This window comes from Haladaptatus pallidirubidus, assembly GCF_020700235.1.
GTDB lineage: Archaea > Halobacteriota > Halobacteria > Halobacteriales > Haladaptataceae > Haladaptatus > Haladaptatus pallidirubidus.
In genome coordinates this window covers 1,121,985-1,136,995 of record NZ_CP085301.1, presented here as the reverse complement: position 1 = coordinate 1,136,995, position 15,011 = coordinate 1,121,985, and the positions used below count along the sequence as shown (strand labels likewise).

Sequence of the window (15,011 nt, the reverse complement as noted above, 5' to 3'; positions counted from 1 at the left end):
GTCATTTATAATCCCGGCTACTGCTAAAAGAGAAAACGAAAAATCCGCAGAGTTTAGCTCGTGACGGCGACTTCGCCCTCGACAGGTTCCGGCTCGCTGGCCTCTTTCTCGGCCTTCTCTTCCTCTTCTTTCTTTGCCTTGATTTTCTTCATTCGGAAGATTTCCTCGCGTTCCTGCTCTTCGAGTTTCTGCTCGATGTAGTCCTGCGCCTCGCGCAGTTCGGGAAGCAGTTTGAACTCAAGTGCGTTAACGCGGCGTTTGGTCGTCTCGATTTCGGTGAGCATCTTCTTCATCGCCGTTTCGACTTCGGCTGCGAGGATGATGCTTTCGAGCAGTTCCTCGTAAGCGTCCGCAGTTTCGTCGATGCGGGCGCTCGTGCCGAGGACACCGTACCCGCGCTCGTCGAGCGACTTCTTAACTTTCGAGGACTCGATTTGCGGGACGACGACACCCATGATATTTTTCGATTCGGTCGTAATCTCCGGGTGTTCCTGCAGTGCAGCGGCGGCCCCACGAACCGCCACGTCACCCTCCATCGCGCGAGCCATGTTGATGGTCTGCTGTGCGCGCTGGTAATCCTCGTCCAGACCGGAGCGCACGTCCTGCGCTTGGTCGAGGATGTCCATGAACTCCATGATGAGGCCGTCACGCTTCTTTTCCAACGTGTCGTGGCCCCGCTCGGAGAGGTCGATGCGATCCTCAATCGCCATGAGGTTCTTCCGAGTGGGTTTGACGTCCTTAGCCATCTTGGTTGACCATAAAAACTCGAAGGGGATAATACTTTACAGTCGAGATTTGTTGCGCCGAGCTAGCAGAGATCGGAGCGGCGTTCGAATATGTGAGCGATGGTCGCCCCTTCATGCATTGTGATCAAAAATCCGAGGAGAATAGTACCGATTCAGTCAGCCGCGACTTCTTCGGCCTGCTCTTCCGGATAGTACTTCTCGATGAACTCTTCGTCGATACGGTTGAGTTCCTCTTTTGGAAGCATCGACAGGAGATCCCAGCCGATGGTCAGCGTCTCTTCGATGGTTCGGTTCGTCTCGAAGCCCTGGTCGATGAACTCCTTCTCGAAGCGGTCGGCGAAGTCGAGGTACTGGTTGTCACGTTCGCTCAGCGCTTCACGACCGACAATGTTCACGAGGTCACGAAGGTCTTCACCTTGTGCGTACGCGGCGTACATCTGGTCGGACACACCGGAGTGGTCTTCGCGGGTCAGCCCCTCGCCGATACCGTCGTCCATCAGGCGCGACAGCGACGGAAGCGGGTTGATCGGCGGCTGAATACCCTGCGAGTTCAGGTCACGGTCGATGTAAATCTGACCCTCGGTGATGTAGCCGGTCAGGTCGGGAATCGGGTGCGTGTCGTCGTCGCCCGGCATCGTGAGAATCGGAATCTGCGTGACAGACCCCTCACGGCCTTCGATACGACCTGCACGTTCGTACAACTGCGCAAGGTCGGTGTACATGTATCCGGGGTAGCCACGACGGCCTGGCACCTCTTCACGCGCGGCACCGATCTCTCGCAGTGCCTCGCAGTAGTTGGTCATGTCCGTCAGGATCACCAGCACGTGGTAATCCTTGTCGAACGCGAGGTACTCCGCCGTGGTGAGCGCGAGGCGCGGCGTGACCGTCCGCTCGACTGCGGGGTCGTCCGCGAGATTCATGAAGACGACGGAGCGCTCCAGCGCACCGGTTCGCTCGAAGTCCTCCATGAACTCGTTCGCCTCTTCGGCGGTGATTCCCATCGCGCCGAATACCACTGCGAACTCGCTTCCTTCGCCGTCGCCGCCCTCGTCTTCTTCCGGCACGCTCGCCTGTCGCGCAATCTGGAGCGCGAGCTCGTTATGCGGCAGACCGGACGCCGAAAAGATAGGCAGTTTTTGCCCACGAACCAGCGTGTTCATGCCGTCGATGGCGGACACGCCGGACTGGATGAATTCTTCGGGGTACTCGCGGGCGTACGGGTTGATAGCCGCACCGACGATGTCACGTCGCTCGTCCGGAACGATTTCCGGACCGCCGTCGATCGGGTTGCCGGAACCGTCGAGAACGCGCCCGAGAAGTTCCTCCGTGACGGGCATCTTCATCGTCTCGCCGAGGAACCGAACCGACGATTTGCGGTCGATACCTTCGGTTCCCTCGAACACCTGAATCGAGACGAGACCTTCGCTCGATTCGAGCACTTGTCCGCGCAGCGTGTCGCCGTCAGGTGTCTCGATCTCGACGATTTCGTCGTATCCGATCGGCTCGTCAACCTCGGCGAACACCAGCGGACCGCTGATTTCCGTAATTGTCTGGTATTCTTTCATTAATATTTCTCCCTGAGCTGTTCGCTGATTTCCGCTTCGACTTCACTGATGAAGTCCTGCCACTCCTCCGCCGTTCCCATTCGGTTCAGGCGCGGTGCGGCGTCGATAGCCGTAATTTCCTCGACGGGGACGCCCGCTTCGAGTGCGGTGAACGCTTCCTCGTTGAACGTCTGGATCGCTTCGAGCATCCGGTACGTCTTCTCTGGCGAGCAGAACATGTCCACGTCGTGGAACGCGTTCTGCTGGAGCCATCCCTCACGCAGGTAGCGCGCGACTTCGAGCGTGAGTTGCTGGTCTTCCGGAAGCGCGTCCTTCCCGACGAGTTGAACGATTTCTTGGAGCTCGTCCTCTTCGTCCAGCACGTCGACCGCCCACTGGCGCTTTTCCGGGAAGTCCGGCTCGACGTTCTGTTCGTACCACGGGTCGAGTTGGTCCTTGTAGAGCGAGTACGACTCGTTCCAGTTGATCGACGGGAAGTGCCGACGTTCCGCGAGGTCGGCGTCCAGCGCCCAGAACGTTTTCACGATACGCAGGGTGTTCTGCGTAACCGGCTCGGAGAAGTCGCCGCCGGGCGGCGACACTGCACCGATAACCGACACCGAACCCTCCGTGCCGTTGATGTTCTCGAACTTCCCTGCGCGCTCGTAGAACTCGGCGAGACGGGCAGCGAGGTACGCCGGGTATCCCTCTTCGCCGGGCATCTCTTCGAGGCGCGAGGAAATCTCACGCATCGCCTCCGCCCACCGCGAGGTGGAGTCAGCCATCAGCGCGACGTCGTATCCCATGTCACGGTAGTACTCCGCGATGGTGACTCCCGTGTAAATGCACGACTCTCGTGCGGCCACGGGCATATTCGACGTGTTCGCAATGAGGCACGTCCTCGACATCAGAGGTTTGCCGGTTCGTGGGTCTTCGAGTTCCGGGAAGTCCTCGATAACTTCCGTCATCTCGTTTCCGCGCTCACCACAGCCGACGTAGACGACGATGTCCGCGTCCGCCCACTTCGCGAGCGAATGCTGGGTCACCGTTTTTCCGGAGCCGAACGGACCCGGAATCGCGGCCGTTCCGCCCTTTGCGATGGGGAACAGGCCGTCGAGGATACGCTGACCGGACACGAGTGGTGTTCGTGGCGTCTGTTTGTCGACGGATGGGCGCGGTTCACGAACCGGCCACTCCTGTTGCATCTGGATTTCTTCGCCGTTGTCGAGTTCGACGATGGTGTCCGTGACGGCGTAGTTTCCTTCCTTCGTATCGACGACCTCGCCACCTTCGTAATCCGGAGGCACCATCACCTTGTGGTCGATGCTCTCGGTTTCGGGGACGATTCCGACGACATCGCCGGGCTCGACTTCGTCACCGACTTCGACTTCGGGGTTGAATTCCCAGGTTTTCTCTTGGTCGATACCGGGTGCGTCGACACCACGGTCGAGGAACGCGCCCATCTTGTCTTCGAGCACGTCCAGCGGGCGCTGAACACCGTCGTAGATGGAGTACAGCATTCCTGGCCCGAGATCCACGGAGAGCGGTTCGCCCGTGTTCTCGACGGGTTCCCCGGGAGCGACGTTCGAGGTTTCTTCGTACACCTGAATCGTCGTTTGGTTGCCTTCGATTTCGATAACCTCGCCCATGAGCCCTTCTTCACCGACGTACACAACGTCGTTCATCCGGGCACCGAGGTCCGTGGCGGTCACGACCGGACCACTCACGCTCTGAATGACGCCGTCCTCACGGACGACGTCGCTGTCTGTTGCCTGGCTCATTCGTTATCACCTTGTTCGTCTTCGTCCATAAGGTCGATACCGATTGCGCGCTTGATTTTGTCGCGGAGTCCGCCGCTTCCCGCGCCACCACCCAGCGTCACGAGGGTGGGTTCCACGCTCGTCTCGACGTCGTTTCTGACGTTTCGAGAGAGGTGTGCAAGGTCGTCGTCGTGCATCACGATGATACCTACGTCGTCGTCGGTCAGTATCTGAGAAACAGCGTCGTCTAACTCCGCGTCCTTTTCGTCGTCCGGAACGTTTGCGAACTTCCGAACTCCCGCGAGCCGGAATCCGGTCGTAAAGTCCGGACTTCCGATAACGGCGATTTCCTGGCTCATAGCATCACCAGTTCGTCTTCGATTTCGTCTTCGGACAGTCCTGCTTCGCGTCCGCGTGCGATGGCACGGATGTTATCCACTTCCTTCTGCTTTGCGAGTATGTACGCAAGCACCGGACACACCGACAGCGGGAACACGTACGAAAGATGTTCGGAATATTCGAGCAGTGCCGCGTCGAGGGCGTGCTCGAATCCGATGAGGCTGTCGGCGCGCTCCAGTTCGTCGAGTGCCTCGTCCAAGTCGTTCCCGTACGTGCTCTCTCTAACTTGGCTGATTAGCTCGTCCGTGTTCCCGGCGAGCTGTGACAGCTCCGCGGCCTTGAACAGCCTCCCACCCGAAATAAAGTATTCCGAGGGGTCGATATCTGCACCGCTTCGGCTAATTCGGAGCGCGTTTCGGATGTTCCGGAAGTCGATTTCCGCCTGCAGGAACTCGACGTACAACTGGGTTGCACGGTTTTCGGTCTGCGTAACGCCTTCCATCAACCCTTCGTAGTACGCTCGGTCAACCGCGTTTTCCAACGGAATCAACAGTCCGGTGGACTCGTAATCCCCGTGTGCAGCTTCGAGGTGGTCGCCGAAAATCGTCCCGTGAAGCATTTCGACGACGTCCTCGATTGCTCCCGCGTCGGCCAATCGGTCGAGGAACGACCGTTCGAACTCACCCGCGTGAATCAGGTCGTCACGAACCGACTGGCTGTCGGCGTCCGCATAGATACCACGCAGTACCGTCTTGACGTTCCACGCGTCGAACTTTCTCAGGTACCGCGCGATAAGCGTGTACAGCTTCCCGCCGGACCAATCCAGCATGTCGTCGAAGTGTTTGGCAAGGTTGCGATTGAGTGCGTATTCGACGAGGTCGACGCCGTCGTAGCGCGCTCCGAGTGCGTTGATTTCGGATTCGTACTCCGTCTCCTCCATGTAGCGGGCGATTTCGCCCGGACCCATCCGAAGGAGTTTTCGATAATCCTCGTCGTCGAACAGCGCGGCTCGTCGTGCCCGCACGCGGGCGTTGACGTACTCGTAGTTCGATGTGCCGTCTGCCGTACTCATTGCTCGAACAACCGTGAACTGATTGCTTGGAGGTTATCCTCCCACACGTCTTCGAGTATCGAATCGAACGTGTTGTTCACGCGAACGCGGGACGCCTCGCTCTCGGCGACGATGCCGCCGAGGCAGTCGTATTCGCCCGCGTACTCGAAGCCGTCGTAGTCCGTAACGACGTCGGTGAGCAGTTCCTCGTCGTCGGCCCGTCCGTAGATTCGGACGGTGTTGCCGGACTCGAACTCCTCCGCTGCCGCGTCAAGCAGTGTGCGCGTCAGTTCTTCGCGGTCGTCACCGCCAAGGGTTGCAATTTCTTCTTCCACGTCGGAACGAACTTCCTGCAGTACGTCCCGGCGGGCTTCCAACCGCTTCTGCTTGGCTTCGAGCTTCGCGCTGGAAAGCTTCTGCTCTCGCTCTCGCTCGATTTGGCTCTCGATTTCGCGCTCTTTCGCCGCGAGAATCTCCTCGGCATCCGACTCCGCCTCGGCGATTATCTTGTCCGCACGGGTTTCTCCGTCCGCACGAATCTGTTCCGCACGCTCGCGGGCCTCGTTTCGAATATCCTCAACTACCGTTTCCAGGCTCATTGATAAGAGGGAATGGGTGTGTTTAGACGAACACGACGACGAGCGCCAGAATGACGAGCGTCTCCGGCAAAACTGTCAGGATGAGTCCCGTACCGAACAGGTCCTGGTCTTCCGTGACGGCGCCGACCGCGGCGGCACCGATACCGCGCTCTGCGTATCCCGCGCCGAGTGCGGCGAGACCGACTGCGAGTGCGGAGGCGGCGTCTGCTGGAATAGCCGGTGCATTGCCACCTTGGGCAGTTCCGTCCTGTGCGAGCAGTACAGCTGCGTCAACGAACGCGAGTATGAATTCGAACATTGGTTTAGTCCTTTGTGGCTCTATGGCCTAACAGGTCGTAGTTCGAGTCACTGGATTCTTAAAACTTCCCAAAGCGTTCCGTCGGATTCGCTCGTATCGCGGGCTGTACCTGCTAAATCATGGTAGCAAGTACCAGTGTCGAGGGATGATCGAGGTCGAGTTGGTCGCGAAAAAACGGAAAACGGGTTTTGGAGTCAGTCCTGCGTCGTGTGCGTCCGCTCGTAGCCGAACGGCTCGTATTTCTCTCCGCCGCCTTCGTAGAACTTCCCGAAGAACTCGACGTATTCGAGACGCACCGCCTGCAGACCCGCGCTCGTGACACCGAGCGCCAGCACCAGCAAGTGACCGAGTACCAGGACGAGCAGCCCTCCGACGACCCCCGCGATACCGGAATGGACGAGGCCGGGGAACATGATACTCGTCACTTCGTGGCCGTGCGACATCTCATTGACGTGCGGCATGTGACCGATACCGAAGTGCCATGCTTCGTGACCTTCATGGCCGGTCACGTAGACGCCGAAGAACAGCATGTTGACCACGAACGCCATCGCGGCCTTCGCGAGCAACACGGCCGCAAGACGAGTGTACGAGAGCACGTTCACCAGCACGTTGAGGAACTCGACGGCCTCGATCGGTTCGCCCACGACGAGGAGGACGAGACCAATGAAGAACACCCCGAGCCACAACGAGAACGGGAAGCCGAGTACCGGTATCGTGAACAAGTCGAACGATGGGAGACCGGAGAATCCGAACGAGAACGGATTACCGTTGAACACGCTTCCGGAACCGTAGAGAAGGTCGGGTGCGCTTCCGCCTGCTCCAGCGAAAATCCACGCCCACAGACCGAACATCATTATAATCCACGAACCGCTCTCGGTCATCGCATCCTTGAACCCGTGATTCAAGTTCTCGATGAAATCGAACGTCCAACCGATGGTGAGGTGAACGATACCCGCCAGCAGACTCAGTACGAGCCAGCCGGTTGCGTAATAGCTGTTCACGGGCTGAAGTCCCTTCTTAATCGGCGGCCCGGCGTCACCGAACACCACATCTCCGAGAATGTGTAATCCGAATATTTCGCCGTATAAGACGCCGAACAACGCGGTGAATCCACCTGCCCACATTGCGATGCCGCCGAGACTCTTGACGGCGGCGCTATCGAATTTCGCGTAGATTGCGTAGCCGATCGCGAGGTACAACAGTCCGTATCCGAGGTCGCCAATCATGAACCCGAAGAACAACGGGAACGTGAGGAACAGAGCGACCGTTGGGTCGAACTCGGAGTATTTCGGTCGGTTGATGGTTTCGACCAGCACCTCGAACGGTTTGACCGAGCCGGGGTTGTTCTGGATGACCGGCGGGTTGTCGTTGCTGACCGCGTGACCACCGTCCGTCGCAATCCCGGTTTCCTCCGCTTTTTCGAGAGGCGCGTGATGGTCTCCGTGGGACTCATAGGATGCGCGTTCTATTTCGTCCACTTCGGCGTGGTCGCCGACCGTTGCATTGAGGTCACTCGCCAGCTTGTTGTACTTCTCCGTCGGAATCCATCCTTCGGCGATGAAGGCGTTTTCCGTCGTCGCGAACTGAAGCGGCGCCTCCGCCTTCTGCACCTCGATGCTGAGTTTCTCTTCCGCGGCGAGAAGGAACCCGGCGGCGTCGAGTTTCACGTCGTGCAGTTCGTTTTCGACGCCGTCGAGTTTCGATTCGAGCTTCTGGCGTTCGTGTCGAAGCTCCGAAACGTACTCCTCCGGACTGCCCGATGCGTCTGGAACGTCGAGCGATGCGAAATCGACGCCAACGAGCGCGTCGTCAAGCGCGTCCTCGTCCGCATCGTCCGTGGGATACGCGAAGATGGCGACGGTTCTGCCGCCGGTGAACAGTTCGAACTCCTGGATGTCATCCGCGTCGCGCAGCGTGCGCTCGATTTCCTCCGTGTCCCCTTCACCGACCGCGACTTGGAGGCTGTCGTAGCCCGACAGCAGGTCTAAGTCGATGCCGAGTTCCGCGAGCGGCTCCATCGAGTCGATACGGTCTTCGACGGCCCGAAGTTCGTTCTGTAGTTCGGCCTGCCTGTCATCGAGCGTGTTGACCTTCGTTCGGATCTCTTCCAGTTCGTCGTCCAGCGCGTCGTCGGTGACGATTCGCTGTGGCCCCGCATCCTCGTCCTGCACATCGAGAATGCTCTCGATGGAACGAATCGTGACGAGTTTGTCGGACACCTCTTCTGCGCCCTCGGTTGGGTTGCCGGGTTCGAACCCCTCCCACGAACCGTCGTAGTTCGACAGGTGAACGAGGTTCAGTTCGTGAATCGTCTCGATGACCTCCGGCATAACGTCCCGTGACCCCGTCACCGAGACCTTGCTCATTTGCTCAGGTCTGAGCATGCACCGCCTCCTTGAACCGGTCGAGGACGAACTCCATCGTGTCCTCTACGTTCCCTTGCGCGCTCGATTCGAGTTCCTCGCGCTCCTGCTCGCCCGCCGCGAGCAGCTCCTCGCGCTCGGCTTCGATTTCCGCGCGCGCCTCTTCCAAGCGTTTTTCTTCCAATTCTGTGGCCTCTTTTTCGGCTTCTTCGCGGATTTCCTCAGCCGTCTTCCGTGCCTCAGAAATCCGCTCCTCGCGGTCTTCTTTGGCTTCCGCGACGATGTCGTCAGCCTCCTTTTCGGCCTCCGTTATTCGTTCGAGAACCTCTGGCCTCGGCATATACTGTAATCACGCGAAAGGTTGCGCTAGCGGCTATAAACTACTTGCGGAACCAAGCGAACGACGAGTGAAACGAGTCGTGAACGATATGCAGGCCGGTTAACCGCGGATCTTCAACCCAAACAATCCGTCCGAATTGGCAGGCCAATCAACCGCTAGAGGCCAGCACGCTCTCCGCAAAGGAGGAACGAAGTGACGACTGAACAGGCCGACGAACCCCCGAAGGAGCGTCGGAGACGCGACTGAGGGGGTGAGGAGACTTTTGATCCTCCTTTTTTAGGGAGTTCGACCGAGAGGTAGTGCAATTTGCGCCACCTCTCAGCTCACGACCGCAGAAAAAGGTGGGGATTCATCATTACGCAGTCCCAAGCGCCGCCTAATGGGTATCCTCGAAAACAAACGTCGCGCACGAATCTTCTACAAATATCTCTCGAAGGTGTACGACACGGTCAATCCGTTCATCTGGAATGAGGAGATGCGAACCGAAGCGCTGTCGATGCTCGACATCGACGAAGATGACCACGTCCTCGACGTCGGCTGTGGAACCGGCTTCGGAACCGAGGGACTGCTCGAACACACGGACAACGTCCACGGCCTCGACCAGAGCGTCCATCAGCTCCAGAAGGCGTGGACGAAAATCGGCAAGTACGATCCCGTAAACTTCTATCGCGGCGATGCAGAACGACTGCCGTTCAAAAACGACTCTTTCGACGTGGTTTGGTCGTCGGGTTCCATCGAGTATTGGCCCGATCCGGTCGAAACACTTCGAGATATTCGCCGGGTGACGAAACCTGGCGGCCAAGTACTCATCGTCGGCCCGAACTACCCTCGAACCGGCGTCATGCAGAAAGTCGCGGACTCGATTATGCTCTTTTACGACCGCGAAGAAGCCGATCGAATGTTTCGCGAAGCGGGCTACGAAGATATCCGCCACCGCGAAATGGGGCCGCAGTACGACCCCGATATCGCCATCACGACCGTCGCGCGCGCGCCCGAGGAATGAAAAATATAGTTGACAAACTGGCTGTCGCTCCCAATTAACCGTCGCTTCTATTCCGCCGTCGTTTCTATTTCCGTCACGACCGTGCCATCTACGACGATTCGAACGACAACTCTGTCTCCAGTTTCGAAAAGCGGTGCGTTCGTCCCCGCAACTCCGAGACTCGCGGTCTCGCCAGCATCCCATGTCTCGTTCGTCGCGCTGTTGAACGCTCCGGTCGGACCGGGTTGGAATCCGCGTGCGGAAAAGAACGGAATCGGCGGTTGCTGTTCCAGCGGCGTCCCATCGACGAGTATGTGGACGGAGAGCGATTCGACCGCGAGCGAATCTCCCGCCCGATGAACGAACGTCAAACGGTCGGTGGTGGCGTCAGCCGAAACGTCGATAACGACGTATGTCGGCTCTCAAAACGACGCTGATTGTACCGTAACTGCTCCGATCGTTCCCGCGAGGACGAGCGTGACGAGGAGCAAAAGAACCGTTGCGACGACGGGTGAAAGGGCTCGGTTCGACACGACCCCGAATGGGCCCGCTTTGCTATTTCAACTTTCGGGTGCGTCGAACGATTGTGGTGTCTCTTCCGATTGGTTCGACTGCGATAGTCCGTACGGGGTGACGGTGACGTTGAGAGTCGTCGTCCCGTGCGTGCTGGAGACGGTAGAGGTTCGTCTCGGAGCGATAGTCCACAGGACGCCGTCGCTTCCGGTTTTCCCGATTTCTCGGTCGCCAATCGTGATGCGGCTATCGACCGCATTGCCGTTTCCGTCGGTGACGTTTATTCGAAGCGGGCCACCCGGATACGTTCGGTTGACAGTGAGTTGGTGGTCCGTCGTGTTGTTCTGAACCACCTCACCGTAGGGAATGTGGCTGTCGCCGGTGAGATAGCCGTACTGCGTTTCGCGGAATATCTTCTCCGTCTTTCCGTCGAGAACGGCTTTGACGACTCCCTGCTCGTGCGGGAGCGTGGTCACGAATATGCCTGTCCCAAATCTGGAGTTAGTGCTTATCTCTCCGTTGTTGTTCTCTTTTGCCCACGGATACTGCGTCTCGGTAATGTTTTGGGCTTCCTGAGCGAGCAATTGGTTCGTGCCGTTAATGTTCCTGTTCTCGGAGAGGTACGCCTCTCTCACGTACTGATTGCCGCTTATACTCGATAGAACGACACCGGTGTCCGTCGTCGCCACGTATATCGTGCGCGATTCGGTCTGTCCGGTGTACTGGTTGATAGCGGACTCCCGAATTGCCCCCTTTAAGGGAATGAGCTCCGCCTTGAGTGTCCACGCCCTTGGCGTGAACTGTGGAACATCTTGTCCGCGCGCTTCCATGTACTGTATCGACCGTTCAACGTTTTCCGATTTGGCATGAAGCACCGCGAGCCGTCGGAGATACTCCTCGCTGGATATTTCGCCGTCGTTGAACTTCGTTCGAATCTCCTGTTCCGTGTACTTCAACGACGAGAGTCGCGATCCGATTTCGAATCTGTACTGTCTCAGTTCGTAATGTCTCTCCTGGTCGTTGTTCGTGTTTGATAACTTTTCGTCGAGTTCGTATATCCGACTCTGCGTCTCTACCTCGTTTCTATTCATCTCCAACGCCGCACCGAGGCTGGTTGATGGTGCATCCGTTCCGGTGCGGTCGGGAGTTCCGAGACTCAACTGTGCAGTCGTGTTGTTGACTCCCGGCGGCGTCACTACGCTATCCGTGTCCGCTTCGGTTTGCATCGAGGTTGCAGACCCAGTTTCGAACGCAGCAGTAGGAGCGGTGAGGGCGAGGAATACTGCTAATACGACGGGGAACGCCCGGGTCATGTGAGTGGTGTACGTATCTCCGCATTAAAATACGTACGGAATTTCGGTGCAGTTGTATGAACGTCTGAGATAGACGAAAATCATTCAAATCGACCGCTGATGTTTTATCGCATGGATGGAAAGTATTTTCTTGCCCGATTGACCACACAAGGGTATGCGGTTACATTCCGCCCTCCTCGTGGTCTTCCTTACCATCCTCGTCGTGGGTTCCGCTGTTTCTGCGGCGGATACGCGACGGGCATCCCCGACTAGCCTCGATACACCGGACAGTGTCGATGGTGCGGTCGCAAGCCAATCAGCGGCCGACGAGACGACCGCGAACGGAACCACGATTCGAATTACGCCACAACCGGATGGCGATGCTCGGTGGAATGTCTCGATGGAGTTCGTCACCAAAACGGAGAACGAAACTGCCGCCTTCGAAAAACTCGGTGATGATTTCGAAAATGGTCGCGCAAACGTCGGCCCATCACAGGAGTTGTTCATCCGAATTGCCGACCAAATGGAGTCGGAGACGAGGCGCGAAATGAAAATACTTGACGTTGAGCTGAAATATACGTCGGGAAATACAACTCACACGCTGTCCCTCTCATTCGTTTGGACGAACTTCGCACAGGTGGAAGGGGACAAAATCGTTTTGCGGGACGCGTTTTTGGTGGACGACGGCTCATCGACGTGGCTCGGTTCGCTCACGGCCGACCAGCGACTCGTCATCGACTCGCCGAACGGGTATCGGATTCAGAACTCGCCGAACTACGGACACAGCAACGGAACGATAACGTTGGAAGGACCGAAGTCGCTGAATCCCGAAAACGGTGAGATAGACGTGACCTATTCGAAGACTGGAACCGGAAATGAGGAACCGTTTCTCTCCACGACGAACATCGTGCTGCTCTTACTCGTCGTCAGTTCCGGAGTTGTCGGTCTGTACGTTCTGATGCAACGACGCGACAACGAACCGGCGGATGATTCTCCCGCGGACGACCCGCCTGCGACGGTTTCAGAACCCGGGCGCGATTCGGTTGGGGAAGTCGCTCCCGGTTCCGAACCGGAGGACAATGAACCTAGTGTCGAACTGCTGTCCGACGAGGAGCGCGTCGAACGCTTGTTGAAACGAAACGGTGGCCGGATGAAGCAGGCGAAAATCGTCGCCGAGACGAACTGGTCGAACGCGAAAGTGTCACAACTCCTTTCGTCGATGGACAACGAGGGTCGCGTAGATAAACTTCGAATCGGCCGTGAAAACCTCATCACGCTTCCGGACGAGGATATCGCCGACTTCGACAGCGAGTAACTCCCGCAAATTCGATTCTAACGAGTAAGAAAACCGAATAGTACTGTTCGTGCATTGTCCGCCGTTTCGAAAACGTTTACCCGCTACCCGGAAAGGAATTGATTATGAAGGTCCTTGTAACCGTAAAAGAAGTCGCCGAACTCGCGGATGACTTCGAAGTCGAAGGGACGGAGGTAGACGACCGCTACCTCGAATACGACCTCAACGAGTGGGACGACTACGCTGTCGAAGAAGGCGTCCAAATGAACGAGGAGGGCATCGCCGACGAAGTCGTCACCGTCACCATCGGCCCCGAGCGCTCGGAGGAAACGATTCGGATGGCGCTCGCCAAAGGCGCGGATCGCTCGATTCGCGTCTGGGACGAGTCGTTCGAGGACGTTGACCTGCTCGACATCGAGGCAAAGGCGCAGATTTTCTCCGCCGTCGTCGCGGAAGAAGAACCCGACGTCGTGCTGACCGGCGTGCAGGCAGGCGACGACGCATTCGGTGCGACCGGTGTCGCGCTCGCGGACGCCATCGACTTCGAGTGGGCGGCAGTCGTGAACGCCCTCGATATGGATGCCGACGAAGGTGTCGCGCACGTCCGCCGAGAATTGGAAGGCGGTGTCGAGGAGTTAACCGACGTGGAACTTCCCGCGGTGCTCACCATTCAGACCGGTATCAACGAACCCCGATACGCCAGTCTGCGCGGTATTCGACAGGCCCAATCGAAAGAAATCGCACCTAAAACGCTCGACGACCTCGGTCTCAACGCCGACACCTTAGAGAGCGACCTGACGCTGACCGACATGTACGAACCAGAAAGCGAGAGCGACGCGGAAATATTCGAGGGAGACGCCGGAGAAACTGCCGGAAAACTGGCTGAAGTGCTCCGCGAGAAGGGGGTGGCAGAATGAGCGACGTTCTCGCCATTACGGAACACCGCCGCGGCGAACTCCGCGACGAGAGCTTCGAAATCATCTCCGCCGGGCGCGAACTGGCCGACGACGCGGGTGGCGAACTCCACCTCGCGGTTATCAGCGGTAACGTGGACTCCTTCGCGGACAGCCTGAACCGTGAGGGCGTGGACGCGGTTCACACCGTCGAAAACGGCGAAGAGTTCAACCACGACGTGTACGTGCAGGCCGTCGAGGCGCTGTACAACGACCTCGCACCGACGTTCGTCCTCATGCCGAACAGCGTGAACGGACTGGACTACGCGCCCGCGGTTGCAAATCGACTCGACCTGCCGCTCGTCACTGACGTTATCGGCTTCGAGTACGACGAAACGCTGACGACGACCCGCGAAATGTACGGCTCGAAAGTCGAGATGACCGTGGAAGTCGAGGGCGACCAGTTCGCCGTCACCACCCGTGGCGCAGAATGGCCGGAAGCCGAAGGCGTCGGCGACGCCGAGATTTCCGCGTTCGACTTCGAAGTCGACGAGTCCGACGTTCGCTCGACTGTCACCGGCTTCGAGGAAGTCGGCAGCGGTGACGTGGACATTAGCGAAGCTGAATTCATCGTCAGCATCGGCCGCGGTATCGAGGAGGAAGAGAATCTTCCGCTCATCGAAGACCTTGTGGAGGCAACGGGTGCGACCCTCGCGTCTTCCCGCCCAATCGTGGACAACGGCTGGCTCCCGAAGAATCGTCAGGTCGGTCAGTCGGGTGCACAAGTGACGCCGCAGGTGTACCTCGCAATCGGTATCTCCGGCGCGGTTCAGCACGTCGCCGGAATGAAAGGTGCCGAAACCATCATCGCGGTCAACACCGACCCGAACGCGCCTATCTTCGACATCGCCGATTACGGTGTCGTCGGCGACCTGTTCGAAGTCGTTCCGGAACTTATCGAGCAGTTCAGCTAGAGACTTCCGATTAGCGACCTTTT

The 15,011-nt window shown here is 58.2% G+C and carries 16 protein-coding genes; 4 read left to right on the top strand and 12 right to left on the bottom strand.

From position 1 onward, the window contains the following. Positions 1 to 53 precede the first annotated feature (53 nt). The 9 genes from LIX15_RS06390 to ahaH all read right to left on the bottom strand — a co-directional run bounded on the left by LIX15_RS06390 (position 54) and on the right by ahaH (position 9,040). Entirely contained in the window at positions 54 to 746 is a 693-nt protein-coding gene (locus LIX15_RS06390; RefSeq protein ID WP_227776657.1) for a V-type ATP synthase subunit D, read from the bottom strand. Positions 747 to 898: 152 nt separating this feature from the next. Next, positions 899 to 2,311, bottom strand: coding sequence for an ATP synthase subunit B (locus LIX15_RS06385; RefSeq protein WP_227776656.1), 1,413 nt, complete (start codon positions 2,309 to 2,311; stop codon positions 899 to 901). Continuing rightward, positions 2,311 to 4,071: an ATP synthase subunit A gene (locus LIX15_RS06380; RefSeq protein ID WP_227776655.1), complete on the bottom strand. Its 1,761-nt coding sequence runs from the start codon at positions 4,069 to 4,071 to the stop codon at positions 2,311 to 2,313. The genes LIX15_RS06385 and LIX15_RS06380 overlap by 1 nt, the downstream gene beginning before the upstream one ends. After that, a complete protein-coding gene (locus LIX15_RS06375) occupies positions 4,068 to 4,409 on the bottom strand; it encodes a V-type ATP synthase subunit F (RefSeq protein WP_076430754.1) in 342 nt (113 codons plus the stop codon). The genes LIX15_RS06380 and LIX15_RS06375 overlap by 4 nt, the downstream gene beginning before the upstream one ends. Continuing rightward, positions 4,406 to 5,461, bottom strand: a complete 1,056-nt coding sequence (locus LIX15_RS06370) for a V-type ATP synthase subunit C (protein ID WP_227776654.1) — start codon at positions 5,459 to 5,461, stop codon at positions 4,406 to 4,408. Before LIX15_RS06370 ends, LIX15_RS06375 begins: the two co-directional genes overlap by 4 nt. Then, positions 5,458 to 6,039, bottom strand: a complete 582-nt coding sequence (locus tag LIX15_RS06365; protein ID WP_227776653.1) for a V-type ATP synthase subunit E — start codon at positions 6,037 to 6,039, stop codon at positions 5,458 to 5,460. The genes LIX15_RS06370 and LIX15_RS06365 overlap by 4 nt, the downstream gene beginning before the upstream one ends. A 22-nt stretch (positions 6,040 to 6,061) precedes the next feature. After that, positions 6,062 to 6,337, bottom strand: a complete 276-nt coding sequence (locus tag LIX15_RS06360; RefSeq protein WP_227776652.1) for an ATP synthase subunit C-like protein — start codon at positions 6,335 to 6,337, stop codon at positions 6,062 to 6,064. Between the two features lie 194 nt (positions 6,338 to 6,531). Next, positions 6,532 to 8,721, bottom strand: coding sequence for a V-type ATP synthase subunit I (locus LIX15_RS06355; protein WP_227776651.1), 2,190 nt, complete (start codon positions 8,719 to 8,721; stop codon positions 6,532 to 6,534). Continuing rightward, complete coding sequence (gene ahaH / locus LIX15_RS06350; protein WP_227776650.1) at positions 8,708 to 9,040, bottom strand: ATP synthase archaeal subunit H; 333 nt, start codon at positions 9,038 to 9,040, stop codon at positions 8,708 to 8,710. Before ahaH ends, LIX15_RS06355 begins: the two co-directional genes overlap by 14 nt. Before the next feature lie 379 nt (positions 9,041 to 9,419). Between ahaH and LIX15_RS06345 the strand changes: the two genes are divergently transcribed. Then, positions 9,420 to 10,043, top strand: a complete 624-nt coding sequence (locus tag LIX15_RS06345) for a methyltransferase domain-containing protein (RefSeq protein WP_227776649.1) — start codon at positions 9,420 to 9,422, stop codon at positions 10,041 to 10,043. Positions 10,044 to 10,090: 47 nt separating this feature from the next. On the opposite strand, the gene LIX15_RS06340 is transcribed toward LIX15_RS06345, so the two are convergent. Genes LIX15_RS06340 through LIX15_RS06330 form a run of 3 tightly spaced genes read right to left on the bottom strand, consistent with a single transcriptional unit; the run spans position 10,091 to position 11,848 of the window. After that, on the bottom strand, positions 10,091 to 10,393 hold the full coding sequence (locus LIX15_RS06340) for a hypothetical protein (protein WP_227776648.1): 303 nt from the start codon (positions 10,391 to 10,393) through the stop codon (positions 10,091 to 10,093). 51 nt (positions 10,394 to 10,444) lie between these two features. Next, positions 10,445 to 10,555, bottom strand: coding sequence for an archaellin/type IV pilin N-terminal domain-containing protein (locus LIX15_RS06335; protein ID WP_227776647.1), 111 nt, complete (start codon positions 10,553 to 10,555; stop codon positions 10,445 to 10,447). Positions 10,556 to 10,582: 27 nt separating this feature from the next. Beyond that, complete coding sequence (locus LIX15_RS06330) at positions 10,583 to 11,848, bottom strand: DUF7096 domain-containing protein (protein ID WP_227776646.1); 1,266 nt, start codon at positions 11,846 to 11,848, stop codon at positions 10,583 to 10,585. A gap of 154 nt (positions 11,849 to 12,002) precedes the next feature. Here LIX15_RS06330 and LIX15_RS06325 point away from each other — a divergent pair, with 154 nt between their 5' ends. From LIX15_RS06325 to LIX15_RS06315, 3 genes are all read left to right on the top strand, one after another. After that, positions 12,003 to 13,142: a helix-turn-helix transcriptional regulator gene (locus LIX15_RS06325; RefSeq protein ID WP_227776645.1), complete on the top strand. Its 1,140-nt coding sequence runs from the start codon at positions 12,003 to 12,005 to the stop codon at positions 13,140 to 13,142. Positions 13,143 to 13,246: 104 nt separating this feature from the next. Further along, positions 13,247 to 14,038, top strand: a complete 792-nt coding sequence (locus tag LIX15_RS06320) for an electron transfer flavoprotein subunit beta/FixA family protein (protein WP_227776644.1) — start codon at positions 13,247 to 13,249, stop codon at positions 14,036 to 14,038. Further along, the gene (locus tag LIX15_RS06315; protein ID WP_227776643.1) at positions 14,035 to 14,988 is read left to right on the top strand and encodes an electron transfer flavoprotein subunit alpha/FixB family protein; all 954 of its coding nucleotides are present in this window, start codon (positions 14,035 to 14,037) and stop codon (positions 14,986 to 14,988) included. Before LIX15_RS06320 ends, LIX15_RS06315 begins: the two co-directional genes overlap by 4 nt. Positions 14,989 to 15,011 lie beyond the last annotated feature (23 nt).

What these genes read in the sequence shown, in the direction of transcription:
- LIX15_RS06390 (WP_227776657.1), bottom strand. Translation starts at nt 746, where the DNA reads ATGGCTAAGGACGTCAAACCCACTCGGAAGAACCTCATGGCGATTGAG.
- LIX15_RS06385 (WP_227776656.1), bottom strand. Translation starts at nt 2,311, where the DNA reads ATGAAAGAATACCAGACAATTACGGAAATCAGCGGTCCGCTGGTGTTC.
- LIX15_RS06320 (WP_227776644.1), top strand. Translation starts at nt 13,247, where the DNA reads ATGAAGGTCCTTGTAACCGTAAAAGAAGTCGCCGAACTCGCGGATGAC.
- LIX15_RS06380 (WP_227776655.1), bottom strand. Translation starts at nt 4,071, where the DNA reads ATGAGCCAGGCAACAGACAGCGACGTCGTCCGTGAGGACGGCGTCATT.
- LIX15_RS06370 (WP_227776654.1), bottom strand. Translation starts at nt 5,461, where the DNA reads ATGAGTACGGCAGACGGCACATCGAACTACGAGTACGTCAACGCCCGC.
- ahaH (WP_227776650.1), bottom strand. Translation starts at nt 9,040, where the DNA reads ATGCCGAGGCCAGAGGTTCTCGAACGAATAACGGAGGCCGAAAAGGAG.
- LIX15_RS06365 (WP_227776653.1), bottom strand. Translation starts at nt 6,039, where the DNA reads ATGAGCCTGGAAACGGTAGTTGAGGATATTCGAAACGAGGCCCGCGAG.
- LIX15_RS06325 (WP_227776645.1), top strand. Translation starts at nt 12,003, where the DNA reads ATGCGGTTACATTCCGCCCTCCTCGTGGTCTTCCTTACCATCCTCGTC.
- LIX15_RS06315 (WP_227776643.1), top strand. Translation starts at nt 14,035, where the DNA reads ATGAGCGACGTTCTCGCCATTACGGAACACCGCCGCGGCGAACTCCGC.
- LIX15_RS06345 (WP_227776649.1), top strand. Translation starts at nt 9,420, where the DNA reads ATGGGTATCCTCGAAAACAAACGTCGCGCACGAATCTTCTACAAATAT.
- LIX15_RS06330 (WP_227776646.1), bottom strand. Translation starts at nt 11,848, where the DNA reads ATGACCCGGGCGTTCCCCGTCGTATTAGCAGTATTCCTCGCCCTCACC.
- LIX15_RS06375 (WP_076430754.1), bottom strand. Translation starts at nt 4,409, where the DNA reads ATGAGCCAGGAAATCGCCGTTATCGGAAGTCCGGACTTTACGACCGGA.
- LIX15_RS06360 (WP_227776652.1), bottom strand. Translation starts at nt 6,337, where the DNA reads ATGTTCGAATTCATACTCGCGTTCGTTGACGCAGCTGTACTGCTCGCA.
- LIX15_RS06355 (WP_227776651.1), bottom strand. Translation starts at nt 8,721, where the DNA reads ATGCTCAGACCTGAGCAAATGAGCAAGGTCTCGGTGACGGGGTCACGG.